This is a genomic window from Streptomyces uncialis (assembly GCF_001905345.1).
In the GTDB taxonomy this organism is placed as follows: Bacteria; Actinomycetota; Actinomycetes; order Streptomycetales; family Streptomycetaceae; genus Streptomyces; species Streptomyces uncialis.
The window spans coordinates 1,020,894-1,044,889 of record NZ_LFBV01000001.1; the positions used below are offsets into that span (position 1 = coordinate 1,020,894).

Genomic DNA, 23,996 nt, shown 5'->3' on the forward strand with positions numbered 1-23,996 from the left:
CAGAGTTGGTTCGATCAGAAGTATCCACGCATCCTACAGGGGCGCCGGGCGGCCGACGCGGTGAAAGCGCGAGGTGAGGCGCTTGTCACCCCCCGTCCGCCCGGTCGGGCCTTTCGGCCCCCGGCGACCGTCAGCGGGCCGCAGGCGGCCCCTCAGCGCCGCTCCAGGGCCCGGCTCAGCGTCGCTCCAGGGCGCCCCCGAGGACGCCAGCGCTGCCCCCGGGGATGCCGACGCCGCTCCAGGGGCCTCAGCGCCACCCCCGGGGCGTGAGCGGCGCTGGACGCCGTCCACGCACCGCCCGGCGCCGTCTCAGCGCCCCGTGCCCAGCCAGCCCGCCAGCTTGCCGCCCTGGCCGACCGCCCGCAGGCGGGCCTCCGCCGCGTCGCGAACCGGGTCGGTCGCCACGACGAGCAGGTCGTCGCCGCGTCTCAGCACGGTCGTCGGCAGGGGGACGAAGGATTTGCCGTCGCGTACGACAAGGGTGACGGCGGAACCGGCCGGGAGCCGTAGTTCCGCGACCTCCACACCGTGCATTCGTGAGCCCTTGAGGATCGTCAGGGACAGCAGGTGGCCCCGAAGCTGCTCCAGGGGTGCCGACTCGATGCCGAGGTCGGCGGCCTCCGCGTCCTCACCCAGCCGCAGCTTGCGCGCCAGCCAGGGGAGTGTGGGCCCTTGGACGAGGGTGTAGACGACCACCAGGACGAAGACGATGTTGAAGATCCGGCGGCTGTCCTCGACCCCGTTCACCATGGGGATGGTGGCCAGGATGATGGGCACCGCGCCCCTGAGTCCCGCCCAGGACATCAGCGCTTTCTCCTGCCACGACATACGGAAGGGCAGCAGGCTGACGAAGACCTCAAGCGGACGGGCGACAGCGGTCAGCACCAGTCCGATGATGATCGCGGGCACGATGTCGTCGGCGAGGTCGTGCGGGGTGACCAGCAGGCCGAGCAGGACGAACATCCCGATCTGCGCGAGCCAGCCGAGCCCTTCGGCGAACCCCCGGGTGGCGGGCCAGTGCGGGAGCCGCGCGTTGCCGAGGACCATGGAGGCGAGGTAGACGGCGAGGAACCCACTGCCGTGCGCGAGCGCGCCGGCCGCGTACGCGGTGACGGCGATGGCCATGACGGCGATCGGGTACAGGCCGGACGCGGGCAGCGCGACATGTCGCAGCGTGTACGCGCCGATGACGCCGACCGCCACACCGATCGTCGCGCCGATGGCGAGTTCCAGTGCGATCTCGCCGATGAGCACGTACCAGTGCTCGATGGGACCCGCGGTGGAGAAGGCGACCACCAGGATCACCACAGGGGCGTCGTTGAACCCGGACTCGGCTTCCAGGATGCCGTTCACACGCGAGGGGAGCGGCACCTTGCGGAGCACCGAGAAGACCGCCGCGGCGTCCGTCGAGGACACCACCGCGCCGATGATGAGCGCCTGACGCCACTCCAGGCCGATGAGGTAGTGCGCCGCGGCGGCGGTGATGCCGACACTGACGGCCACGCCGACGGTGGACAGCACGGCGGCCGAGGGCAGCGCGGGTTTGATCTCCTTCCACTTCGTCCCCAGGCCGCCCTCGGCGAGGATCACGACCAGGGCCGCGTAGCCGATGACCTGGGTCAGTTCGGCGTTGTTGAAGGAGACGTTGCCGATGCCGTCCTGGCCGATGGCCACGCCGATGCCGAGGTAGACGAGCAGGCTTGGCAGCCCGCTGCGCGAGGAGATCCGGACCGCGGCGACCGCGATCAGGAGAACCAGTGAGCAGACGAGCAGAAGCTGGTTGAGGTCATGGACGGTCAGGGGGCGAATCCTTCCTGCGCGCACATCGAGGTACTTCGTTACCTTACCTAATCGTTAACACTTCCTTGACGCGCTCGAATGTCCGTACGGTGTGCCTTCCTGACTCCGCGTCCAGCGCCCATGTGCGCTGCGCCTATGGTTGCTCCAGCGCTCCCATGACCGCTCCTGAGACCCGCACCGCCCGAAAACCGCCCTGCCGCTCGCGAAGGACAGCAAGGACAGCGATGCCCGCCAACACCACAGCCTCCTCCGGCCAGCAGGCCGGCAGGGCCGCCCGGAAGAAGGGCCGCAAAGGCCGTCTGTTCGTCATCGTGCTGGTGCTGGCCATCGTGGCCGGCGTGGGCTACGGCGCGTACTGGAGCGTCAGCACGGTGCGTGCCTCCTTCCCGCAGACCAAGGGCTCCATCAAGCTCGACGGGCTCGCCGGTCCGGTCGACGTGAAGCGGGACGGCAACGGCATCCCGCAGATCTACGCGTCCTCCGACGACGACCTGTTCATGGCACAGGGCTATGTGCAGGCACAGGACCGCTTCTGGGAGATGGACGTCCGTCGGCACACGACCTCCGGACGCCTCTCGGAGATGTTCGGCAAGAGCCAGATCAAGACCGATGAGTTCCTGCGCACCCTCGGCTGGCACCGCGTCGCGCAGGAGGAGTACGACTCCAAGGTCTCGCCGCAGACGAAGAAGTACCTCCAGTCGTACGCGAAGGGCGTCAACTCCTACCTCGCGGGCAAGGAGGGCAAGGACATCTCCCTGGAGTACGCGGCCCTGGGCTTCACCAACGACTACAAGCCGCAGCCGTGGACCCCCGTCGACTCGATGGCCTGGCTCAAGGCGATGGCGTGGGACCTGCGCGGCAACATGCAGGACGAGATCGACCGGTCCCTGATGACCAGCCGTCTGGGCCCCGCGCAGATCAAGGACCTGTACCCGGAGTACCCGTTCGACCGCAACAAGGCGATCGTCCAGGAAGGCGCCTACGACGACGCCACGCGCCAGTTCAGCCCCGAAGGCGCCACACAGGGCCAGGCGGGCGGCACGCCGGGCACGGGCCTCGCGGGGGGCGCCGAGGCCCCTGACGGCCTCCAGAGCCAGCTCGCGGGCCTCTCCGAGGCGCTGGACGGCATCCCGGCGGTGTTCGGGCCCAACGGCAACGGCATCGGCTCCAACTCCTGGGTCGTCGCGGGCAAGCACACCATCACCGGCAAGCCGCTCCTCGCCAACGACCCCCACCTCGCGCCCCAGCTGCCGTCGCTCTGGTACCAGATGGGCCTGCACTGCAGGAACCTCTCCGAGAGCTGCCAGTACGACGTCTCCGGCTTCACCTTCTCGGGGATGCCCGGTGTGATCATCGGCCACAACCAGGACATCTCCTGGGGCATGACCAACCTGGGCGCCGACGTCACCGACCTGTACCTGGAGAAGTTCACCGCGGACGGCTACCAGTACGACGGCAAGGTGCTGCCATTCAAGACGCGCAAGGAGACCATCCGGGTCGCCGGTGGCGGCTCCAAGCCGATCACCATCCGCGAGACCAGGAACGGGCCGCTGCTGTCCGACCGCAGCGACGAACTCGTCACGGTCGGCAAGAAGGCCACCGTCGACAGTGCCGCGCCCGACCGCGGTGACGGCTACGGGGTGTCCCTGCGCTGGACGGCGCTGACCCCCGGCAAGTCGATGGACGCCGTCTTCGCGATTAACCGCGCGAAGAACTGGGACGAGTTCCGCGCGGGCGCCGCCGACTTCGAGGTGCCGTCGCAGAATCTCGTCTACGCGGACACCAAGGGCAGCATCGGCTACCAGGCCCCCGGAAAGATCCCCACGCGCGCGGAGCGCCACGACGGGTCGCTGCCCGCGCCCGGCTGGGACTCCGAGTACGCCTGGACCGGGACCATCGACCAGGACGAGCTGCCCTACGAGTACAACCCGGACCGCGGCTACATCGTGACCGCCAACCAGGCCGTCATCGACCCGGACAAGTACCCGTACACGCTCACCACCGACTGGGGTTACGGCGCGCGCAGCCAGCGCATCACCGACCTGATCGTGGCGAAGACCAAGGGTGGCGGCAAGATCTCCACCGAGGACATGCGCCAGATGCAGACGGACAACAGCAGCGAGATCGCCGAGCTGCTGACACCGATGCTGCTCAAGATCGACGTGTCCGACAAGTACGTGCGTGAGGCGCAGCAGCTGCTTGAGGGCTGGAACTACACGCAGACCCCGGACTCCGCGGCCGCCGCGTACTTCAACGCGGTGTGGCGCAACATCCTGAAGCTGTCGTTCGGCGACAAGCTGCCCAAGGAACTGCGTGTCGAGGGTCAGTGCCTGAACGTGGAGCCGGCCGAGAACACCGGTCCCGCCGACGAGGACCGGCTGGTGCGCGAGTGCGGTGAACGGGACGCGGACTCCGCGCAGCCCGACGGCGGTGACCGCTGGTTCGAGGTCGTCCGCAAGATCGTCAAGGATGAGGACAACGACTGGTGGAAGGCCCCGAAGACCCGCACGGACGGTGAGACGACGACCCGTGACCAGCTGTTCGCGCGGGCCATGGAGGACGCGCGGTGGGAGCTCACCGCCGAACTCGGCAAGGACATCGACAGCTGGAGCTGGGGCCGTCTGCACCAGCTCACCCTGGAGAACCAGACCCTTGGTACGGAGGGGCCCGGCTTCCTGAAGTACGCGCTCAACCGCGGTCCGTGGAACCTGGGCGGCGGCGAGGGCGCGGTGGACGCCACCGGCTGGAACGCGGCGGGCGGCTACGAGGTCGTCTGGGTGCCCTCGATGCGGATGGTCGTCAACCTCGACGATCTCGACAAGTCCAAGTGGATCAACCTCACCGGGGCCTCCGGTCACGCGTACAACGCGCACTACACGGATCAGACCGACAAGTGGGTCAAGGGCGAGCTCCTCGACTGGGCCTTCTCGGAGAAGGCCGTGGCCGATGCCACGACGGACACCCTGTCGCTGCGTCCCTGACCCGCACGGGCCGCCGCCGAACGTCATCGGCGGCCCGTCGGCCGTGACCCGGCCGGTGGAGTCCGACGGCTCACCGATCGGCACCAATCGGGCCCCGGCCGCGGTCCTGAGCACAGTCGAGTGGCCCCGCACCAGCGTGTGCGGGGCCACTCGGCGTTCGCCGGGGAAGTCGGTCGGCGGTACGTGCACGGGGTGGTTCGCCGGAGGCGGCCGACGGGTGGGCGCTAGCGGGCGAGGGAGCCGTCGGTGCAGTTCTGGACCAGGGCGCCGGGTTCGGCCAGGGTGGGCAGCCCGCAGGTCCTGGCCACCTCCAGACCGGTCTGCGCGGCGGTCGCGACGCCGTCCGAGGTGACAGGCCCGGCGCCGACCGCGCTGTCGGCCACGGCGGCGTGCGCGCCGGGGAGCAGTACGCCGACGGCGAGGACGGCGACGGTGGAGAGCGAGCGGAACGTGTTCGTCATGCCGGGCCAACCGTCCGAGGGCGGCCGGGGGCACGCGATCTCATCCGTCCGGGCGGGGCCGGTCAACCCGGTGGCCCGACCCGTGACGGCCGGGGCGGCCCGCTCCGGCCACGGGGGTGCCGCCGGGGCCTGCGTGGCCCTCTGGCGGCCGCGGGATCCCTGAACGGCGTTTCCCTCCCCGGGCGGTGGGTTGCGCCGTCCTGTGGCCGTCCAGCGGCTCCAGGGGCTCCAGTGGTGCGGTGGAGGCCGGTGGGGAGACGTGCGGGACCCTGTGGGCGACCGGTATGGGGCCGGTGGGTGGCCGACGCGGGGCCGGGGCGAGGCCGGGGCGAGGCCGTGCGCGGGGTCGGGGTCGTGCGCGGCCGGTCAGGTGTCGCGCCGTGCCTTGCCGCCACCGGGGAAGCGACGGATGCCCGACGGTGTCACCACCGCGTGCACCGGCCGGTCGTGCGCCTCGGAGGGGACCCGCGCGAGGACCTCCGCGTCGTACAGCAGGACCACCAGCGCGGGATCGGCGTCCGAACGCTCCAGCCGGGCGAGCACCCGGTCGTACGAGCCGCCGCCCCGCCCCAGCCGCATCCCGCGGTGGTCGACCGCGAGTCCGGGCAGCAGAACGGCGTCCGCCGCCAGCACCGCGTCCGGGCCGAGCCGGGGCCCGCGCGGCTCCAGGAGGGTCATCCGGCCCGCGTGCCGCACCGCGGCGAGCGACTCCGGACCTTCGTAGCGGCCCCAGTCGAGGTCGTTGTCGTCGAGGAGCACGGGCAGCAGGACCCGCACCCCGCGCGCGTGCAGATCGTCGAGCAGCGGCAGGGTGCCCGGTTCGCCGCCGACGGAGACGTACGCGGCGACGGTGCGCGCCTCGGAGAGCTCCGGGAGCTCCCGCGCGCGGGAGACAAGAACCGATGACGTCCTGTGCACGTCATCCTGATGCAACCTTTTCCTCGCCCCGAGGATCTCCTTGCGCAACCCGCGCTTGTCAGACTCGGCTCCACCGGGGGGCTGATTCATGATAAGTGCGCAAACCTCTCGATGTCGTCCCATATATGGATCAATTCTGCGGACCCGCAGATTCTCTACATTGTCACCGGTTAGGGTGACGTTCATGACTCAGTCGAACTCCAGGATCACCAAGGCCGTCATCCCCGCCGCGGGCCTCGGCACCCGCTTCCTGCCCGCGACCAAGGCCACGCCCAAGGAAATGCTGCCGGTCGTCGACAAGCCGGCGATCCAGTACGTGGTCGAAGAAGCGGTCGCTGCCGGACTCGATGACGTCCTGATGGTCACCGGGCGCAACAAGCGTCCCCTGGAAGACCACTTCGACCGCAACTACGAGCTGGAGGAAGCCCTCACCAAGAAGGGCGACCGCGCTCGTCTCGCGAAGGTGCAGGAGTCCAGCGACCTGGCCACCATGCACTATGTGCGCCAGGGCGACCCGAAGGGCCTCGGGCATGCGGTCCTGTGCGCGGCCCCGCACGTCGGCGACGAACCGTTCGCCGTCCTGCTCGGTGACGACCTCATCGACCCCCGTGACCCGCTGCTCGCCCGCATGGTCGACATCCAGGAGCAGCACGGCGGCAGTGTCGTCGCGCTCATGGAGGTCGCGCCCGAGCAGGTGCACCTCTACGGCTGCGCCGCGGTGGAGGCCACGGGCGAGTCGGACATCGTCCGGGTCACCGGTCTGGTGGAGAAGCCCGACCCGGCCGACGCGCCCAGCAACTTCGCCGTCATCGGCCGCTATGTGCTCGACCCGCACATCTTCGACATACTGCGCAGCACCGAGCCGGGCCGGGGAGGTGAGATCCAGCTCACCGACGCCCTCCAGCAGCTCGCCCTGGACGAGAAGGTCGGCGGCCCTGTGCACGGCGTCGTCTTCAAGGGACGCCGCTACGACACCGGCGACCGCAGCGACTACCTGCGTGCCATTGTCAGACTCGCGTGCGAACGTGAGGACCTGGGCCCGGAGTTCCGGACCTGGCTCCGCAGTTACGTCACCGAGGAGATGTAGCGACTTGAGCAGGACGACCACCGACGCCACCACCCAGGACCGTATGTGGTCGGTGACCGAGCATCTGGCGGACATCCTCGGCACCGTCCGCCCCCTGGAGCCCATCGAGCTCCAGCTCCTCGACGCCCAGGGCTGTGTCCTCGTCGACGACGTCACCGTGCCCGTGTCGCTGCCGCCCTTCGACAACAGCTCCATGGACGGGTACGCCGTCCGGGCCGCCGATGTCGCGGGCGCGAGCGAGGAGTTCCCGGCCGTCCTCACGGTCATCGGTGACGTGGCCGCGGGCCGGGGCGGCCCGCTCACGGTGGGTCCTGGCCAGACGGCGCGCATCATGACCGGCGCGCCGCTGCCACCCGGCGCCGAGGCGGTCGTTCCCGTGGAGTGGACCGACGGTGGCCTCGGCGGCGGAGCGGTGTCCGGTATGCGGGCGCACAGCACCGCCCCCGAGGGCGCGTCCGGGCAGGTGCGGATCCACCGGGCCGCGCAACCACGCGCGTACGTCCGCGCGCGGGGCAGCGATGTCAGGGCCGGGGACCGCGCGCTGGAGGCGGGGACGGTCCTGCGCGCCCCGCAGATCGCGCTGCTCGCCGCGATCGGCCGCGGCACCGTACGGGTGCGCCCGCGCCCGCGCGTGGTCGTCCTGTCCACCGGCAGTGAACTCGTCCAGCCGGGGGAGCCGTTGGGCGAGGGCCAGGTCTACGACGCCAACAGCTTCGCCCTCACCGCCGCCGCGCGTGAGGCGGGCGCCCTCGCCTACCGGGTGGGCGCCGTCGACGATGACGCGGAGACGCTCCGCGCCACCATCGAGGACCAGCTCATCCGCGCGGACCTCGTCGTCACCACGGGTGGTGTCAGCGTGGGCGCGTACGACGTCGTGAAGGAAGCCCTCGCGCATGTGGGCGACGAGGACGAGGAAGGCGGCGGGGTCGACTTCCGCACGCTCGCCATGCAGCCCGGCAAGCCACAGGGCTTCGGTTCCATCGGCCCCGACCACACACCGCTGCTGGCGCTGCCCGGCAACCCGGTGTCGTCGTACGTGTCCTTCGAGCTGTTCGCGCGGCCCGCTATCCGGACCCTCATGGGCGTGCGGGACATCCACCGTCCCTCCGCGCGCGCGGTGCTGCGTGCCGACAAGGCCCTCACGTCGCCCGACGGGCGCAGGCAGTTCCTGCGTGGCCGGTACGACGCCGAGGCGGGTGAGGTGACGCCGGTGGGCGGCGCGGGCTCCCATCTGGTGGCCGCGCTGGCACATGCCGACGCGCTGATCGTGGTTCCCGAGCGCACGGTGTCCGTGGAGCCCGGTACCGAGGTCGACGTCGTGGTGCTGGACTGAAGGACCGCACGGCCCCACCGGGCGGCCCCACCGGGCGGCACAGCACCCGGTGGCCGCACCGCACGCCGTGCCGGTGCCCTACCTCACGGCATGGCGCCACCGTGCCGGACCCGGGGGCCCGACCCGTGCCCGTGCCGGACCCGGACCCGGACCCGTGCCGGACCCGGGCTCCTGCTGGACCCGTACCGCTGCCGTGTCCCGCTTCCCGGGTGGTCCAGCGGGAGACGGGGCCCCCGCGCGCGGTACGGTAGCGCGCACACAGGCTCCGCGCGCCGCACGTGAGGGGGCCCGGACCGGGAGCGTCACAGCACATGACCGCGAATCCCCGGGGGGACACCCCCGGCACCCCTGAAGAGGGCCGTCTCACCCATATCGACGCGGCCGGCGCGGCCCGTATGGTCGATGTGTCCGGCAAGAGCGTCACCGCGCGCACCGCGCGCGCGAGCGGCCGGGTCGTGGTGAACCCCGAAGTGGTCGCCCTGCTGCGGGGCGACGGTGTGCCCAAAGGCGACGCCCTCGCCACGGCACGCATCGCCGGAATCATGGGCGCCAAGCGCACCCCTGACCTGATCCCGCTGTGCCATCCGCTGGCCGTGTCCGGGGTGACCGTGGACCTCTCCGTCGCGGACGACGCCGTCGAGATCGTCGCCACGGTCCGCACCACCGACCGCACCGGTGTCGAGATGGAGGCGCTGACCGCGGTCGCGGTCGCCGCGCTCACCGTCGTCGACATGGTGAAGGCCGTCGACAAGGCGGCCGTCGTCACGGATGTGCGGGTCGAGCAGAAGACCGGCGGACGGTCGGGCGACTGGAGCCGCACATGAGCGGCGCGCCCGGCGCCGGGGACGCGGACCGCGCGGCGGTGCCCTACCGGGCCCTGGTCGTGACGGCGTCCAACCGCGCCGCCGCCGGGGTCTACCCCGACAAGGGCGGGCCGGTGATCGCCGAAGCGCTCAGCGCCCTCGGCTTCGCCGTGGACGGCCCCCGGGTGGTCCCGGACGGCGACCCGGTCGAAGAGGCCCTCAGACAGGGCGTGGCGGCCCGTTACGACGTGATCCTCACCACGGGCGGCACCGGTATCTCGCCCACCGACCGGACCCCGGAGGCGACCGGACGGGTGATCGACCGGTCGGTCCCCGGCATCCCGGAGGCCATCCGCGCCCACGGCGGCCCGAAGGTGCCCACCGCCGCCCTGTCCCGCGGACTCGCCGGTGTCGCGGAGCGCACCCTCATCGTGAACCTGCCCGGCTCCACCGGCGGCGTCCGGGACGGACTCGTCGTACTGGAGCCCCTGCTGAGGCACGCGGTCGACCAGCTGCGCGGGGGCGATCACCCGCAGCCCCCCGACGGGAACACCGCCCACGCCGCGGAGCGCCCCCGGCCGCCGGGGGGAACGGCCGAGGGCGGCCCAGGACCGACCGGGAGCCGAAGCTGAACACCCCCACATGGCCGGTGGAGCTGACGGACGGTGACATCGCCCTCCGCCCCATAAAGCTGCGTGACCAGCGCGCCTGGCGTGAGGTCAACCGTCGCAACCGGGACTGGCTGCGGCCCTGGGAGGCGACCATCCCGCCGCCCACCCCCAGCGGCCCGGTCACGCACCGGCCCACGTACCGGCAGATGGTCCGCCATCTGCGGGCCGAGGCCAACGCCGGGCGGATGCTGCCCTTCGTCATCGAGTACCAGGGGCGTCTGGTGGGGCAGCTCACGGTCGCGGGCATCACCTGGGGGTCGATGTGCTCGGCGCACGTCGGCTACTGGGTCGACGAGGGAGTCGCCGGACGCGGGGTGATGCCGACCGCGGTGGCACTGGCCGTGGACCACTGCTTCCGCACGGTCGGGCTGCACCGTATCGAGGTCTGTATTCGTCCCGAGAACGGTCCCAGCCGCAGGGTCGTGGAGAAACTCGGATTCCGGGAGGAGGGGATGCGTCCCCGGTACCTCCATATCGACGGTGCGTGGCGTGACCATCTGGTCTACGCGCTGACCTCCGAAGAAGCCCCGGAAGGGCTGCTGCGCCGCTGGCACCAGGCGCGTTCCCGGACCGGCCCCCGCACAGGACCGGAGTCACCGGGCCCTCCCTGGAAATGAAATGTATGTTCGATATTGGCCCCGAAGAGGTCATCTCCGGGCGCCAGGCGGCCTAATTCCTCACCCCGGACCGGGCCGCTGATCGCATCAGTCGCAAAAAAAGTTCGGAATATCAGCCAGATCGTGCGACACACCGCCCCAATTGGCGGATGGCCCTACGTGAACCCCTCTACGGTGTGAGACGTGAGCAGCAGCGGCCTCATCTACGCAGTCATCGTCGGGGCCTGGGCCGCCTACTTGGTGCCGATGTGGCTCCGTAGGCAGGACGAGCTGAACGAAGCCCGTCCGACGGAACGCTTCAGTACCGCCATCCGGTTCCTTTCCGGACGCGCGGGTATGGAGCGCCGTTACGCCAAGGACCTGCGGGCGCGCTCGGCCGAGGAGGACGAGCCGTCCGCCGGACCCGGCGCCGACCCGGACGACGTCACCGACTCGGTGGACGTCCGGGCCTTCGCCATGCCTCCGGGACCCTCCCGCGAGGAGGCCGCCGCCGCACGGCAGGAGGCCGCCGCGGCCCGGAAGGAAGCCGCCCGGCTGGAGGCCGTCCGCAAGGACGCCGCCCGCAGGGAAGCGGCCCGCCAGGAGGCGGGGCGGCTGGAGGCCGAGCGGGACGCGTCCGCCAGGCAGGAACGTGAGGCGTCGGCCCGCCAGGAACGTGAGGCGTCCGCGCGGCAGGAAGCCGCCCGGCAGGAACGTGACGCGACGGCCCGGCAGGAAGCCGCCCGGCACGAGGCCGCGCGCGTGTCCCGCCGCGGTGAGGTGCACGCGGACGTGCGCGACGGCAACAGCGCCCGTACGCAGGACCCCGCCGCGCGTATCGGCGCACAGGGGACCGCCGCCTCCGCGCGCGCGAAGGTGCCGATGTCGCGTCGGCGGTCCCGGAGGGACGGCGTCCCGTCCGACCAGCCGTCGGCGGAGGCCGCGAGGCGGTCGGGCAAGCAGGCGCCCGCGCGCGGGCGCCCGACCGCGGAGGCCGCCGCACGCGCGCGGCGCTCCAAGGTGCTCGCGCGACGGCGCCGGACGACCGTGATCCTGTTCCTGACGTTCACCTGTGGCGCCGTCGTCGCGGCGGTCGGCGGCCTCACCTTCCTGTGGGCGCCCGCGCTGCCCGCCGTCCTGCTCAGCTCGTACATCGCGTATCTGCGCGGCCAGGAGCGCCGACGGTTCGCCTACGTCATGGACCGCCGCCAGGCGGAGATCGCCGCGCAGCGACTCCGGGCGCGTCAGCCCAGGCGGCGCCCGCAGCCCGAGACGTCCGTCGTGGACGAACCGGAGGGCGAGGCGGTGGGCGTATCGACCGACCCCGGTCTCTCGGCTCTCGCCGCCGACCGGCGCGCGCTCGTCGAGCAGACCGACCACGCCGAGTGGGTCGACCAGCAGCGGGAGCGCCAGCAGGGCCCGGCGCAGGGGGAGAGCTGGGACCCGGTCCCCGTGCCGCTGCCCACCTATGTGACCGCCCCCGTCGCCCCTCGGGCCACGTCGGGAGTGGACCTCGGCGCGCCGGACGCGTGGAGCTCCGCACGCTCAAGTACCGCCGAGCCGACGGCCTCGGGGACGGACCCGCAGGTCTCCCCCGGCCATGACGCGGACATCGACCCCGGCCTCGACGACGACCTGGAGGACGGCGACGAGCGCAGCGACGCCCGCCGCGCCGCCTCCGCGCGCCGGTCCCGCGAACGGGGACGCACGCCGCTCTTCGACCAGTACGAGGAGAAGGGCCGCCCGCGCGCGGCCAACGAGTAGCGGCGGGGGAGAGCATCCTCGCCTGCCGCCTGCCGCCTGCCGCCTGCCGCCTGCCGCCTGCCGCCTGCCGCCTGCCGCCTGCCGCCTGCCGCCTGCCGCCTGCCGGTGTCGGGCGCGTGGTGCCGGGGGTCTCCCCGGGGCCTCGCGTGGATGCGGGGCGCCCGCCTCTGACCAGGCCGGGGAGGGTGCGGGAGCGGATTTCCGAGCACCGCGACGGGGATGCTAGAGTTTCACTCGTTGCAAGGGCCTGTGGCGCAGTCTGGTAGCGCACCTCGTTCGCATCGAGGGGGTCTGGGGTTCAAATCCCCACAGGTCCACGCACATGGCTGTTCCTGAGTCAGCTCGGGAATGGTTGACGGGGTCCCGTCCGGTCTTTTGATCGGGCGGGATTTCGTCGTTTCCGGGGACCTCCGACCTCCCGCGGTGAAGGTCGCACCGATCTGGCCGGCCGACGTGCCTGCGGTCCTGCGGCGCCGTCGCCAGCTCCGGCCCAACCGCCGGGCGATGGCCTCCAGCAGTTCATCCAGCGCCGCCCCGACCGTCCAGCCCTTCCGCCGGGCCGGCCCAACCCGGCGCACCGGGACCCCGGCGAAGCGACCCAGGTGCGGCGGATTCCGGCGCGCGGCGGGGCCGTCAGCCGCTCGACACGGCCTGACGGTCCTTCAACGCGCGGGCCTTCGCGTTCTCGATGTGCTGCCGCATCCGCTCGGCCGCGCCCTCGGCGTCCCCCGCGGTCAGCGCCTCGTGGACGGCGGTGTGCTCGCGCGCGGGTGACTCCGCGTCGGAGGAGCCGAGTTCGGTGAAGAGGCGAAAGCGCTGCACATGGCCGCTCAGCGAGCGGTACGCCGACTCCAGGAAGGGGTTGGCCGACTGCTTGGCGATCAGGAAGTGGAAGCGCTCGTCGGCCGACAGATAGGCGCGTACCGACGGCGGGCCGTCCCCGGTCGCGCAGCGCCGCAACTCCTCGATGCTGTCGGCGACGTCCTGGAGGAACTCGGGGGTGGTCCGGCGGCCCGCCTCGTAGGTGAGGGTCGGTTCCAGCACCAGTCGCGCGTCCATCAGCTTGATCAGCTCGGTCTCGCTGAAGAGCGGGGCCACGCGGTAGCCCTTGAGCGCCTCGCGGCGTACCAGGCCGGTGTGTTCGAGCCGGGCGAGCGCCTCACGCAGGGGCGTCTGGCTGACGTTCAGTTCGCGGGAGAGGGCGCCGATGTTGAGCGGCCGGCCCGGTGACCACAGTCCGTCCATGAACTGCCCGAGCAGCACTTCGTACATCTGATCGGCCAACGGTTGCCGATCGGACGGGCGCGTAGCCATGCGAGTCTCCTTTGTCGCCCGATGGTAGCGCGGCCCCTCCTTCTCGATCACGCGTACGCATGAGCCCTATAGTCTTTTATGAAATCCTATACTATAGTCCAGACGCTCACTGGCCGTGCCCCCGCAGAACGCAGAGGACCCTCATGACCCAGCCCCCCAAGGAACGTGCGCTTCGTGTACTCGTGACAACGCCGTATCTGGAGCCCGGTGGCGCGGTCGACCGCATCCTGCGGGACGCCGGCCTGGACCCGGTCTTCGCCCGGCGCGCCGACCGGGAGGCCGCCGGGACCACGCTGGCGGAATGCGTCGCGGATGTGGCGGGTGTCGTCGCCGGCACCGACGCCTTCTCCGCCGAGGTCATCGAAGCGGCTCCCGGACTGAGGATCCTCAGCCGCTGCGGCGTCGGCTACGACAACATCGACGTCGAGGCGGCGACCCGGCACGGGGTCGCGGTCGCCATCACCCCGGGGACCAACCGGGTCTCCGTCGCCGAACACGTCCTGGCGCTGATGCTGAACGGCGCCCGCCGTATCCCGCAGAACCTCGCCGCCGTGCGCGGTGGCGGCTGGACGCAGGAGAGCGGCCGGGAACTGCGCGGCGCCACGCTCGGCGTCGTCGGCCTCGGCTCCATCGGCAGGACCGTCGCCCGCGCGGCACTCGCCCTCGGTATGCGCGTCGTCGCCCACGACCCCTGGCTGGACGAGGACTTCCTGACGGAGACCGGCGTCGAGGCGCTGCCCCTCGACGACGTACTGGCGGCGGCCGACTTCCTGACCCTGCACATCTCCCTGGACGAGACGACCCGGCATCTGATCGACGCCGCCGCGCTGCGCCGGATGAAGCCCGACGCGTATCTGATCAACACCGCCCGGGGCGGGGTCGTGGACGAGGACGCGCTCGCCGACGCGGTGGAGGCGGGCCGGCTGGCGGGCGCCGCGCTGGACGTGACCGAGCGGGAACCGCTGCCCGCCGACAGCAGGCTCCGCGCGCTCGACAGCGTCATCGTGACCGCGCACATCGCCGCCGCCACGGTCGAGGCCCGCGCCAGGTCCGGTGCCATGGCCGCCCGGCACGTGGTCGAACTGCTCGCCGGGCGCACCCCGGAACACCTGGTCAACCCCGACAGCGTGAGCCCCGCCACCGCCGGAGCACGCTGATGCGCGCGCCGAACGGGCTGCGCTTCGACGCCAACCTCAAGTGGCTGTTCACCGAGGTCCCCTTCGAGGAACGGTTCGACGCCGCGGCCACCGCCGGGTTCACCGCCGTCGAGTACGCCGACCCCTACCCGTACCCGGCCGCCCGGCTGCGACGGCGGCTCGCCGACGCGGGGCTGAGCCAGGTGCTGATCAACGCGCCGATGGGCGAGCCCGGTTCGCCGGAGCGGGCGGGTGTGGCCTGTCTGCCCGGCCACTCCGACCGGTTCCGCGCCGACCTGGAGCGCGGTCTCGACTACGCGGTCGAGCTGGGCAGCGACTTCCTGCATGTGCTGGGCGGCATACGTCCGGCCGGTGTCGGCCACGACCGCGCCTTCGCCACGTTCGTCGCCAACCTCGCCTGGGCCGTCGAACGCGCGCGGGGCACGGGGGTGTGCCTCGTCCTGGAGGCACAGAACAGCCGTGACGTGCCCGGATTCCTGCTGGACACCCAGGCACGGGCCGCCGCGGTCGTGGAAGCGCTCGGCGGGGACGGGATCGGGCTGCTCCTGGACCTCTACCACGTACAGGTCCAGGAGGGCGACCTCGTCTCGACGCTGCGCGAGCGACTGCCCCTGGTCCGGCACATCCAGATCGCCGACCCGCCGGAACGCACGGAGCCGGGCAGCGGCGAGATCGCCTGGCCGCGGGTCTTCGGCACACTGCTGGACGCCTCGTACCCGGGCTGGATCGGCTGCGAGTACCGCCCGGCGAACGGCACGGTGAACGGTCTCTCCTGGGTCACCGAGCACGCCGGGACGGCGTCGACCTCGGCGACCTCGTCGGCCTCAGTGGCGTCAGCGGCCTCGACGGTCTCCACGGCCTCCGCCGAGGGGGGCCGATGAGCGGCACCGCGGCGGACCGCGCTCACGCGCCCGCGGACCCCACCCGCGCACCGGCGGACAACGCCCACGCGTCGGCGGACGATCCCGTTCGCGCACCGAGGATCGCGTTGATCAGCGCCACTCCCACCGCCATGGCCCCGGCCGTCGCGGGACTGGCCGAGGAGTTCCCGGCGGCCGAGCCCTGGAGCCTGCTGGACGACCGGCTGCTGGCCGACGCGCCGCAGGACGGTCCGCTGCCCCCGGCCCTCGTGGACCGGATGCGGCGGCTGATCGGCCATGCCCTGGCCGGTGGGGCCGACGGAGTGCTGCTGACCTGCTCGTTGTACGGGTCGGTCACCGAAACGGTCGACACCCCGGTCCCGTTGCTGGCGCCCGACACCGCCGCCTTCGAGCGGGCGCTGGCGCTGTCCTCCGGGACAGGCCGGGTGCTGGTGCTCGCCTCCTTCGAGACCGCGATGCGGGACTCGGTGGCTCGCTTCTCGGCGGCATCGGCCGCATCGGAGGCATCGGCTGCTTCGGCCGCTTCGGTGGCGGCTGCCTCGGCGAGGGTCGGCTCTGCGGTCGCCGCCCCGGCCGCGGTCGGCTCAGCGGCGTCCGGTTCGGGGGCGGAAGTGGTCGGTGTGGTCGCGCCCGACGCGTTCGACGCGGCTCGCGAGGGGAACCTTCCCGCGCTCCGCGACGCGCTGCGCGACGCATGCCTGCCGCACCTCACCGGCGCCGACGTCGTACTGCTCGCCCAGTACTCGCTCGCACCCGCCGCCGCGTCGCTGTCCACCGCGCTCGGTGTGCCCGTCGTCTCCGGCCCGCAGGCCGCGGCCGCCGCCCTGCGCTCCGCCCTCACCGGGAGTCCCCTATGACCCAGCGCCGAAACAGTCACCACCAGGCGGACGGCACCCGCGCCGACGCGCCGCTCGGGGTCATCGCGGACGACTTCACCGGTGCGACGGACGTCGCCGTGGCGCTGCGCCGCGCCGGACTCCGCACCCTGTTGTTCTTCGGCGTGCCGGACGGTACGGGTGTGCCGGACGGTACGGAGGTGCCAGGCCGTACGGGTGGGGCGGACCGTACGGGTGCGCCGGGTCGTACGGGGGAGGGGGCGCACGGGGCCGACGCGGACCCGTTGCCCGAGCACGACGCGCTGGTCGTCGCGCTGAAGAGCCGGATGGTGCCCGCGGCCGACGCGGTCGCCTCGTCCCTGGACGCGCTGGAATGGCTGCGCGGACAGGGCGCCGGGCAGATCTACTTCAAGTTCTGCTCGACCTTCGACTCCACCCCGCGCGGCAACATCGGCCCGGTCCTGGACCGGCTGGCCGAGGCGACGGGCGCCGACACCGTGCCGCTGACCCCGAGTTCGCCGGAGCATCTGCGGACCCAGTACCAGGGCTGTCTCTTCGTGGACGGCGTCCTGCTCGGTGAGTCGCATATGCGCGACCACCCGGTGACCCCCATGACGGACTCGAACCTGCCCAGGCTGCTGCGGGCCCAGACCCGCGAACGGGTGGCCCTCATCGGGCTCGGGACGGTACGGGAGGGCGCGGCGGCGGTGCGTGACGCGCTGGCGGGCGCCGGGGCGCGCGGCGCGCGCTACGTACTGGCCGACGGTATCGACGAGAGCGATCTGCGCACGCTCGGCCGGGCCGCCCTCGGTTCACCGCTCGTCGCGGGCGCCGCCGGACTGGCCGCAGGTCTGGCGCACGCGTACGCGGAGGAGCGCGCGGGGCGTTCGCCGGGCGCGGGGCGGGTTCCGGGCGCTGGACGGCCTTCGGGTGCTGGACCCGCGCCGGGTGCTGAACGTGCGCCGGGTGCTGAACGTCCGTCGGGTGCCGGTCAGGGCGAGGCCGCCGACGGGAGGAACGCCGCCGACGGGAGCCACATCGCCGACGCCCCGGATGCCGCCGACGCCCCGGGTGCCGCCGACGCCCCGGATGCCCCGGACGGCCCGGACGCCGTGGACATCTCCGGGCCGCCGGACGGACCGGCCGCCGTGCTGAGCGGGAGCTGTTCCCGCCGCACCCTGGAGCAGCTCGCGGCGCTCCTCGACGAGGGGAGGCCCGCGTACCGCCTCGACCCGGTGGCCGTACCCGATCCCGTGGCGCTCGCCGACGCCGCGCTCGCCTGGTACGACGCGCTGCCCGCGGGTGGCGGCGCGCCCGTCCTCTACTCCTCGGCCGCCCCCGAAAGGCTCCGCGAGACACAGCGGGTGCTGGGCGTGGAGCGGTCGGCGGCCCTGCTGGAGAAGGCGACAGGTCTCGTCGCGGCCGGACTGGTCGAGCGCGGGGTGCGCAGGCTGGTCGCCGCCGGGGGTGAGACGTCCGGAGCCGTCGTCGCCGCGCTCGGGGTCACCGGCGCGCGGGTCGGCGCCGAGGCCGCGCGCGGGGTGCCCTGGATCCACCCGCTGGGCGAGCGCCCCTTGGCGCTGCTGCTCAAGTCCGGCAACTTCGGCGGACCCGGCCTGCTCACCGACGCCTCCGCCTCCCGCGCGGAACGGACGGACGGCATATGAGCGGGCTGGATCACGCGGACGAGCGTGACCGCCTCATCGCCACCGCGCGGGCCGTCGCCGACCGTTCGCTGACGCATGGGAGCACGGGCAATGTCTCGGTGCGCGCCGGTGAGCACATCCTGGTGACACCCACGGGGTCGAGCCTGGCCACCGTGCGCGCCGGGGAACTGTCCGTCATCGACGCGGGCGGAGCCCACGTCCGCGGTCCCAGGCCCTCCAAGGAGGCGTTCCTGCATGCCGCGATGCTCCGCGCCAGGCCGGACGCCGGCGCCGTGGTGCACACCCACTCCACCCACGCGGCGGCCGTCTCGTGCCTGGCCCGGCTCGACCGGCGGGACGTCCTGCCGCCGCTGACCGCCTACTACGCGATGCGCGTCGGCACCCTCCCGATGCTGCCGTACTTCGCCCCCGGCGACAGCCGGATGGCCGCCGCCGTCGAGGCGTCGGCCCGGGAGCATCCCGCGCTCCTCCTGAGCAACCACGGACCGGTCGCCGCCGCGGCCGACCCGGAGCGCGCGCTGGAGACGGCCGAGGAGATCGAGGAGACGGCGAAGCTCTTCCTGCTGCTGCGCGGCGCTCCGACCCGTCCGCTGACACGGGCCCAGCGAGCCGCGCTGCGCCCCGCCTCCCACTGAACCACCCCCCCGAACACCGTGGGGACCGAGCGGACACCCCGGGACAGCCCGGAAGCACCCGTTCCCCCACCCTTGTGAAAGGACAAAGATGTCCGCGGACATACCGCACACGGTGTCGCTCTTCAGCGCGCTGGCGGTGAAGAAGGCCCTCGACGACGCCGTACTCCCGGCGTTCGGCCGGCAGACCGAAGCCGCCGTCGACATCGTCTACGATCCGACGAACGTACTGCTGCGCAGGATCGAGGAAGGCGCCCGGCCGGAGGTCATGGTCGGGGTGACCGGGGCGTTCCCGGCGCTGTGCGAGGCGGGGGTCATCGACCCGTCCTCGGTGCGGAGCATCGCCCGGGTCGGGATCGGCCTGGCCATGCCGCCCGGCGGCGAGCCGCCCGTCATCGACACGGTCGACGCGCTGATCACGGCGCTCCGCTCGGCGCGTTCGGTGGCCTACTCCCGCACCGGGGCCAGCGGGGTCCACTTCGCCGGGCTGCTGGAACGGCTCGGCATAGCGGACGAGGTCAACGCGCGGGCCACCGTCGTGGAGAAGGGTTTCACCGCGCTCGCGGTGGTCGACGGCCGGGCCGATCTGGCCGTGCAGCAGATGAGCGAGCTGCTGTTCGTGCCCGAGGCCCGGGTGGTGGGGCCGCTGCCGGACGGGGCCCAGCACTTCACCGAGCTCTCGGCGGCACTGGGCACCGCGGCCGTCGACCGGGCCGGGGCCCGCGCCCTGCACACTTTCCTCACCGGGAAGGAGGCGGGAGATGCCTACCGAAGAGCCGGACTGGAAGCGCTGCCACTGGACTGAGCCGCACACGTGCATCCCGTCGCCCTCGGCCGTCCAGCCGTACACGGGCATCCCGTCGTACACGGCCGGGGGCACGCCCTCCCCTCCCTGTCCCGGCTGTAGGAGGAGACGCCGATGAACGCGATATTCGCACTGGTCGCCTTCATCGGGGCCATCATCGTGTGGAACGTAGGGGTCAAGCGCAACATCGGCGAAGCCATGGTCATCGGCTTCCTCGTCAGTGCCGCGTTCGCCGGTACGGACGCGCCGCGCGTGATCTGGGAGAGCCTCGTCGAGGGGCTGAAGTCGGAGATCACCTTCGCCGCCCTGGCCTTCGTCTTCGTCAGCGAACTGCTGACGAGGACAGGGCTCGTGCAGCGGATGATCGACATCCTCAGCTCGATGCTCGGCCGCCGCGAGGGCGGCTCCGCCTACGCGGCGACGGTCTCGGCCGGTCTCTTCGGCGCCGTCGCGCACAACGGCGCGGCGATCGTGGCCACCATCGGTTCCATCACCATCCCCTGGATGAAGCGCTCCAAGGCGAGCGGTGAGACCGCGGCACTGGTCCTCGCCGGGAACGCGGGCGTCGGCGCCACCTTCCCTTTCAGCGGGGCCTTCTTCATCCTGCTGGCGGCGCCGACCGTACTGCCGGTCCTCAAGGCGCAGGACGTGGTCGGCACGATCTTCGTGGTGGGCGCCTGGATGGTCGCGATGCGGCTGGTCATCGCCTACGTCATCGTCAAACGGCGGGGCGTGGGCGCGATGGCGCCGGAGGACATCCATCCGCTACGGCGGTCCTTCGCGGCCGGCTGGACCTCACTGATCGTCCTGGCCGCCATCGCGGTGCCGATCGTCCTGACCGCGTCCCCGACCAGCGATCTCATCGGCGACCGGCTGGGGGGACTGGACGTCTCCGACGCCGTGCCGCTGCTGGTGTGGCTGCCGGTGGTGATGCTGCTCGCCGGACTGGTGGTCGAGCGGCGGTCGCTGCCGCGCGGCGGCGGGGAGTGGTGGACACTGCTGGCGGAGATCAGTCCTAAACTCGGGCTGATCGGCGTCACGATGGTGTCGGCCTTCGCCGCCTCCAATGTGCTGAACACCCTGGGCATCGGCGAACAGCTCGCCCCCTATATGGAGCGACTGGAGGGCGTGCCGCAGATCGTCGCGGCACTCGTCGTCGGACTCGTCGTGGTGATCGTCGCGGGCCCCCTCAACACGACCTCCACCCTCGCGGCCGTCGGGCCCGTCGCCTTCGCCGCCCTGCTGGCGGCCGACGTTCCGCCGTACATCGCCTTCGCCGCCATCATCGTGTGGGCCTCGTCCGAGGGCTGCTCGCCACCGGGCGCCGCACCGCTGTACGTGGCCGCGGGCATCGCCTCCATCAACCCGGTGCGGATCTTCGTCCCGGTGACGCTCTACTACCTCGTGCCCTCCTACCTCATGGGCGTGCTGATGGTGGTGGGAGCGATATGGATACCCGGATGAGGAGTACCAGGATGTACACGATCTGCCTGAACGTCTCCCGTGCCCTCGTCGCGCTCTTCCTGATCGGCGGAATCGTGGTGGTCGTGGGCCAGACGGTGGCCATGGCCGTCGGCTCCGCGGCCATGATGACGAGCTTCGGCTCCGACGTCGCCGACATCGTCTGCGTCCTGGCCGGACTGGCCGGCCTCTTCTCCTTCCTGCTGCTCTACACGGCGGAGGGCAAGGAGAAGGCGGGCGAGTGGGAGGAGTGACGGGTCCGGGCACACCCGGGCCCTGACCGGGGGGAGGGGCGGGGCGGTCCGTTGGAGGACCGCCCCGCCCTCAGCCCGCGACGCGCGGGGTTTCCTGTACGGGTCGCCTTCGCTCGCGCTTCCGGGTTCCTTGTGCCGGGCGTAGTTGTTTCCTGTGCGGGTCGGACGGGGGTGCGCAGTTCCCCGCGCCCCTGGATGCTGCCCCCTTGCGGTCGCTTCTCGGGTGCGGGTTCGCCCTCGTCTTTTGCGCAGTTCCCCGCGCCCCTTCGGGGGCGCCCAACTGGGGCTGCCGATCAGTCTGCGGGCTGTCAGCAACCGGGGCCGGGGTTGAACCATCCTCCTCGTGCAGTCGCGCTGCTGCGGGAGGGGGTGGGCGGGAATCTCTGCCCGCAGACTCCGATGCTCTTCAGTAGGGCAACTGGACGTGTTACCGAGCGTGTCGGATCGAGGACGGAGAATCCCGACCGGCACCGACCGGAAGAACAAGCCGGACGCGCCCCAAAGGGGCGCGGGGAACTGCGCGAAAACGACGAGCGACGGCACAGGAACAAGCGCGTCCAGCCGGACAGACCTCAGAGGCGCAAGCGAAGGCGACCCGCAGGGAACCGCGAAACCACCGAACGACGGCACAGCAACGAAGTACGCCCACCCGGGCAGACCTCGGAAGCGCAAGCGAAGGCGACCCGCTACGGGACCAGCGTCTTGGCGTAGCAGCGGCTGAGATCGCTGTCGCGGTAGTAGCCGAACTTGTCGCAGGGCGCATAGCCGCTGGACTCGTACAGGGCGATGGCCTCCGGCTGCTCGGTGCCCGTCTCCAGGACCATGCGGGTACGGCCGGCCGCGCGTGCATCGGACTCCAGCGAGGCGAGGATGCGGCGGGCCAGACCGAGACCGCGGGCCTCGGGCGTCACGTACATGCGCTTGATCTCGGCGTCGCCGTCCGCGTAGCCGTGACCGTTCGCCTCCTGACGGCGCCAGCCGCCCGTGGCCAGGGCGGTACCGTTCTCGTCGTACGCGATCAGGTAGATACCGACCGGTGGATCGAACATCGTGGGGTCCAGCGGGGTGATGTCGCCTTCGTCGCCGTAGCGCTCCGCGTACTCGCGCTGCACGCGGTCGTTGAGCTTCACGGCGTCCGTGTGACCGAAGGAGACGGTTCGTATATTCATGCGAGTCATCGTACTTCTATGCAGGGTCACGGAAGTCTGGGTGACCGGTGGCCGGTGGCGGACGCCCGCCATGGGTGGGGCGGGACCTCTGCCAGTGTGCCGGTAGCCTGCCGGAAAGCTCACTGTGACCTCGGACAACCTGTTCGACGCCTCGGGTCGCGTGTGATGTCGAGGAGATCGTTTTGCTGACTGTGACCTCTGTGAACGTGAACGGTCTGCGGGCCGCGGCGAAGAAGGGCTTCGTCGAGTGGCTCGCGGACACGTCCGCCGATGTGCTCTGCCTCCAGGAGGTCCGGGCCGAGCCGGAGCAGCTGCCGGACACGGTCCGGGCACCGGACGGCTGGCACACCGTGCACGCCCCCGCCGCGGCCAAGGGACGTGCCGGGGTGTCCCTGATGACCCGCAGGGAGCCCGACGCGGTGCGTGTCGGCTTCGGCTCGACGGAGTTCGACGGCAGTGGCCGCTATGTGGAGGCGGACCTGCCCGGGGTCACCGTCGCCAGCCTGTATCTGCCCTCAGGTGAGGTCGGCACCGAACGGCAGGACGAGAAGGTGCGCTTCATGGACGCGTTCCTGTCCTATGTGAAGGAGCTCAGGGAGCGGGCGGCGGCGGACGGCAGGGAGGTCCTTGTCTGCGGTGACTGGAACATCGCCCACCGTGAGGCCGACCTCAAGAACTGGCGCAGCAACAAGAAGAACTCCGGCTTCCTGCCCGAGGAACGCGCCTGGGTCGACCGCGTCCTCGACGCCCATGACGGCGGCTACGTGGACGTCTTCCGGCGGCTGCACCCCGAGGTCGAAGGGCCCTACTCCTGGTGGTCGTACCGGGGGAAGGCGTTCGACAACGACAGCGGCTGGCGTATCGACTACCACATGGCGACCCCCGCACTCGCGGAACGTGCGCTGAAGGCAACCGTGGAACGCGCCGCCAGCTACGACCTGCGCTGGTCGGACCACGCACCTGTCACGGTCGTGTACGGCGCCTGAGCCGGGCGGGTCCACTCACCTCTGGGTCTTGTCACGCAGGTCCCCCCAGGCCTTGGGCCCGCGTGTGGCTTGCGGGGACGCCAGGCCGGGCCTGGGCCGGAACGCCGTCCCACGCGCGGGGACGGTCAGATGTCGTAGTTCTGGTCGACGTGGTCCTCCGCCTCCTGGACGGCGCGCTCGGTCTCCGGGTCGTCGACCTTGTGGGACGTGCGGGACGGCCGGGGCGCTGTGCGGGCTCGGCGTGCCTTCGCCTTGCGCGCGTCCTTGGCGATGCGTTCACTCTTGTCGTCGAACTGGTCCTTGAGGCCCATGGTGGGTCACTCCCGTATCGAGGTCAGGCTCTCCCGGGACATGTCCCAGCCTTTCACCGGCCGACCCTCGGTGCATGTCGACCGGTGAACGGAGCCTTGACGGTGACGC

General features: G+C 71.8%; 22 protein-coding genes and 1 tRNA gene. 17 read left to right on the forward strand and 6 right to left on the reverse strand.

The features are described 5' to 3' along the window. Positions 1 to 309: 309 nt before the first annotated feature. A complete protein-coding gene (locus AB852_RS04420) occupies positions 310 to 1,824 on the reverse strand; it encodes a potassium/proton antiporter (protein ID WP_073783696.1) in 1,515 nt (504 codons plus the stop codon). A 200-nt stretch (positions 1,825 to 2,024) separates the two neighbouring features. Here AB852_RS04420 and AB852_RS04425 point away from each other — a divergent pair, with 200 nt between their 5' ends. Continuing rightward, on the forward strand, positions 2,025 to 4,781 hold the full coding sequence (locus tag AB852_RS04425) for a penicillin acylase family protein (RefSeq protein ID WP_073783698.1): 2,757 nt from the start codon (positions 2,025 to 2,027) through the stop codon (positions 4,779 to 4,781). Positions 4,782 to 5,005: 224 nt separating this feature from the next. On the opposite strand, the gene AB852_RS04430 is transcribed toward AB852_RS04425, so the two are convergent. Both AB852_RS04430 and AB852_RS04435 read right to left on the reverse strand, forming a co-directional pair. Further along, positions 5,006 to 5,242: a hypothetical protein gene (locus AB852_RS04430; protein WP_073783700.1), complete on the reverse strand. Its 237-nt coding sequence runs from the start codon at positions 5,240 to 5,242 to the stop codon at positions 5,006 to 5,008. 366 nt (positions 5,243 to 5,608) lie between these two features. After that, the gene (locus tag AB852_RS04435; protein WP_073783702.1) at positions 5,609 to 6,250 is read right to left on the reverse strand and encodes a 5-formyltetrahydrofolate cyclo-ligase; all 642 of its coding nucleotides are present in this window, start codon (positions 6,248 to 6,250) and stop codon (positions 5,609 to 5,611) included. Positions 6,251 to 6,344: 94 nt separating this feature from the next. Between AB852_RS04435 and galU the strand changes: the two genes are divergently transcribed. The 7 genes from galU to AB852_RS04470 all read left to right on the forward strand — a co-directional run bounded on the left by galU (position 6,345) and on the right by AB852_RS04470 (position 12,731). Next, a complete protein-coding gene (gene galU, locus AB852_RS04440; protein ID WP_073783705.1) occupies positions 6,345 to 7,247 on the forward strand; it encodes a UTP--glucose-1-phosphate uridylyltransferase GalU in 903 nt (300 codons plus the stop codon). Between the two features lie 43 nt (positions 7,248 to 7,290). Next, entirely contained in the window at positions 7,291 to 8,580 is a 1,290-nt protein-coding gene (gene glp, locus AB852_RS04445; RefSeq protein WP_073785409.1) for a molybdotransferase-like divisome protein Glp, read from the forward strand. 311 nt (positions 8,581 to 8,891) lie between these two features. Beyond that, entirely contained in the window at positions 8,892 to 9,404 is a 513-nt protein-coding gene (moaC, locus tag AB852_RS04450; protein ID WP_073783707.1) for a cyclic pyranopterin monophosphate synthase MoaC, read from the forward strand. After that, positions 9,401 to 10,015, forward strand: a complete 615-nt coding sequence (locus tag AB852_RS04455; protein ID WP_073783708.1) for a MogA/MoaB family molybdenum cofactor biosynthesis protein — start codon at positions 9,401 to 9,403, stop codon at positions 10,013 to 10,015. Before moaC ends, AB852_RS04455 begins: the two co-directional genes overlap by 4 nt. Before the next feature lie 23 nt (positions 10,016 to 10,038). Further along, a complete protein-coding gene (locus AB852_RS04460; RefSeq protein ID WP_245876670.1) occupies positions 10,039 to 10,671 on the forward strand; it encodes a GNAT family N-acetyltransferase in 633 nt (210 codons plus the stop codon). A gap of 183 nt (positions 10,672 to 10,854) precedes the next feature. Beyond that, entirely contained in the window at positions 10,855 to 12,414 is a 1,560-nt protein-coding gene (locus tag AB852_RS04465) for a gephyrin-like molybdotransferase receptor GlpR (protein ID WP_073783710.1), read from the forward strand. 243 nt (positions 12,415 to 12,657) lie between these two features. Then, positions 12,658 to 12,731 (forward strand) — tRNA-Ala (locus AB852_RS04470). A 316-nt stretch (positions 12,732 to 13,047) separates the two neighbouring features. On the opposite strand, the gene AB852_RS04475 is transcribed toward AB852_RS04470, so the two are convergent. After that, on the reverse strand, positions 13,048 to 13,728 hold the full coding sequence (locus tag AB852_RS04475) for a GntR family transcriptional regulator (RefSeq protein ID WP_073783712.1): 681 nt from the start codon (positions 13,726 to 13,728) through the stop codon (positions 13,048 to 13,050). A 143-nt stretch (positions 13,729 to 13,871) separates the two neighbouring features. On the opposite strand from AB852_RS04475, the gene AB852_RS04480 reads away from it, so the two are divergent. From AB852_RS04480 to AB852_RS04520, 8 genes are all read left to right on the forward strand, one after another. Next, positions 13,872 to 14,885 carry a phosphoglycerate dehydrogenase gene (locus tag AB852_RS04480; RefSeq protein WP_073783714.1) on the forward strand — a complete coding sequence of 338 codons (1,014 nt, stop codon included), beginning with the start codon at positions 13,872 to 13,874 and terminating at the stop codon, positions 14,883 to 14,885. Then, positions 14,885 to 15,766, forward strand: coding sequence for a hydroxypyruvate isomerase family protein (locus tag AB852_RS04485; RefSeq protein WP_073783716.1), 882 nt, complete (start codon positions 14,885 to 14,887; stop codon positions 15,764 to 15,766). The genes AB852_RS04480 and AB852_RS04485 overlap by 1 nt, the downstream gene beginning before the upstream one ends. Beyond that, positions 15,763 to 16,623 carry a hypothetical protein gene (locus tag AB852_RS04490; RefSeq protein WP_245876604.1) on the forward strand — a complete coding sequence of 287 codons (861 nt, stop codon included), beginning with the start codon at positions 15,763 to 15,765 and terminating at the stop codon, positions 16,621 to 16,623. The genes AB852_RS04485 and AB852_RS04490 overlap by 4 nt, the downstream gene beginning before the upstream one ends. After that, complete coding sequence (locus AB852_RS40510; protein ID WP_079184287.1) at positions 16,620 to 18,269, forward strand: four-carbon acid sugar kinase family protein; 1,650 nt, start codon at positions 16,620 to 16,622, stop codon at positions 18,267 to 18,269. Before AB852_RS04490 ends, AB852_RS40510 begins: the two co-directional genes overlap by 4 nt. Continuing rightward, positions 18,266 to 18,904, forward strand: a complete 639-nt coding sequence (locus AB852_RS04505; protein ID WP_073783718.1) for a class II aldolase/adducin family protein — start codon at positions 18,266 to 18,268, stop codon at positions 18,902 to 18,904. Before AB852_RS40510 ends, AB852_RS04505 begins: the two co-directional genes overlap by 4 nt. An 88-nt stretch (positions 18,905 to 18,992) precedes the next feature. After that, a complete protein-coding gene (locus AB852_RS04510; RefSeq protein ID WP_073783720.1) occupies positions 18,993 to 19,706 on the forward strand; it encodes a molybdate ABC transporter substrate-binding protein in 714 nt (237 codons plus the stop codon). Positions 19,707 to 19,820: 114 nt separating this feature from the next. Continuing rightward, positions 19,821 to 21,170 (forward strand): TRAP transporter large permease subunit, encoded by a 1,350-nt coding sequence (locus AB852_RS04515; protein ID WP_073783722.1) that lies wholly within the window; start codon positions 19,821 to 19,823, stop codon positions 21,168 to 21,170. An 11-nt stretch (positions 21,171 to 21,181) separates the two neighbouring features. Next, on the forward strand, positions 21,182 to 21,421 hold the full coding sequence (locus tag AB852_RS04520) for a hypothetical protein (protein WP_073783724.1): 240 nt from the start codon (positions 21,182 to 21,184) through the stop codon (positions 21,419 to 21,421). A 686-nt stretch (positions 21,422 to 22,107) separates the two neighbouring features. Here AB852_RS04520 and AB852_RS04525 read toward each other — a convergent pair. Then, positions 22,108 to 22,590: a GNAT family N-acetyltransferase gene (locus tag AB852_RS04525; protein ID WP_073783726.1), complete on the reverse strand. Its 483-nt coding sequence runs from the start codon at positions 22,588 to 22,590 to the stop codon at positions 22,108 to 22,110. Between the two features lie 182 nt (positions 22,591 to 22,772). Between AB852_RS04525 and AB852_RS04530 the strand changes: the two genes are divergently transcribed. Then, the gene (locus tag AB852_RS04530; protein WP_073783728.1) at positions 22,773 to 23,576 is read left to right on the forward strand and encodes an exodeoxyribonuclease III; all 804 of its coding nucleotides are present in this window, start codon (positions 22,773 to 22,775) and stop codon (positions 23,574 to 23,576) included. Between the two features lie 125 nt (positions 23,577 to 23,701). Here the strand turns inward: AB852_RS04530 and AB852_RS04535 are convergent, their stop codons facing one another. Further along, on the reverse strand, positions 23,702 to 23,887 hold the full coding sequence (locus AB852_RS04535) for a hypothetical protein (RefSeq protein ID WP_073783730.1): 186 nt from the start codon (positions 23,885 to 23,887) through the stop codon (positions 23,702 to 23,704). Positions 23,888 to 23,996: the final 109 nt, after the last annotated feature.

Excerpts from the sequence above, each read along its gene's own strand:
- AB852_RS04425 (WP_073783698.1), top strand. The coding sequence starts at position 2,025 with ATGCCCGCCAACACCACAGCCTCCTCCGGCCAGCAGGCCGGCAGGGCC.
- AB852_RS04430 (WP_073783700.1), bottom strand. The coding sequence starts at position 5,242 with ATGACGAACACGTTCCGCTCGCTCTCCACCGTCGCCGTCCTCGCCGTC.
- AB852_RS04435 (WP_073783702.1), bottom strand. The coding sequence starts at position 6,250 with ATGAATCAGCCCCCCGGTGGAGCCGAGTCTGACAAGCGCGGGTTGCGC.
- galU (WP_073783705.1), top strand. The coding sequence starts at position 6,345 with ATGACTCAGTCGAACTCCAGGATCACCAAGGCCGTCATCCCCGCCGCG.
- glp (WP_073785409.1), top strand. The coding sequence starts at position 7,291 with ATGTGGTCGGTGACCGAGCATCTGGCGGACATCCTCGGCACCGTCCGC.
- moaC (WP_073783707.1), top strand. The coding sequence starts at position 8,892 with ATGACCGCGAATCCCCGGGGGGACACCCCCGGCACCCCTGAAGAGGGC.
- AB852_RS04455 (WP_073783708.1), top strand. The coding sequence starts at position 9,401 with ATGAGCGGCGCGCCCGGCGCCGGGGACGCGGACCGCGCGGCGGTGCCC.
- AB852_RS04475 (WP_073783712.1), bottom strand. The coding sequence starts at position 13,728 with ATGGCTACGCGCCCGTCCGATCGGCAACCGTTGGCCGATCAGATGTAC.
- AB852_RS04480 (WP_073783714.1), top strand. The coding sequence starts at position 13,872 with ATGACCCAGCCCCCCAAGGAACGTGCGCTTCGTGTACTCGTGACAACG.
- AB852_RS04485 (WP_073783716.1), top strand. The coding sequence starts at position 14,885 with ATGCGCGCGCCGAACGGGCTGCGCTTCGACGCCAACCTCAAGTGGCTG.
- AB852_RS04490 (WP_245876604.1), top strand. The coding sequence starts at position 15,763 with ATGAGCGGCACCGCGGCGGACCGCGCTCACGCGCCCGCGGACCCCACC.
- AB852_RS40510 (WP_079184287.1), top strand. The coding sequence starts at position 16,620 with ATGACCCAGCGCCGAAACAGTCACCACCAGGCGGACGGCACCCGCGCC.
- AB852_RS04505 (WP_073783718.1), top strand. The coding sequence starts at position 18,266 with ATGAGCGGGCTGGATCACGCGGACGAGCGTGACCGCCTCATCGCCACC.
- AB852_RS04510 (WP_073783720.1), top strand. The coding sequence starts at position 18,993 with ATGTCCGCGGACATACCGCACACGGTGTCGCTCTTCAGCGCGCTGGCG.
- AB852_RS04515 (WP_073783722.1), top strand. The coding sequence starts at position 19,821 with ATGAACGCGATATTCGCACTGGTCGCCTTCATCGGGGCCATCATCGTG.
- AB852_RS04520 (WP_073783724.1), top strand. The coding sequence starts at position 21,182 with ATGTACACGATCTGCCTGAACGTCTCCCGTGCCCTCGTCGCGCTCTTC.
- AB852_RS04525 (WP_073783726.1), bottom strand. The coding sequence starts at position 22,590 with ATGAATATACGAACCGTCTCCTTCGGTCACACGGACGCCGTGAAGCTC.
- AB852_RS04535 (WP_073783730.1), bottom strand. The coding sequence starts at position 23,887 with ATGGGCCTCAAGGACCAGTTCGACGACAAGAGTGAACGCATCGCCAAG.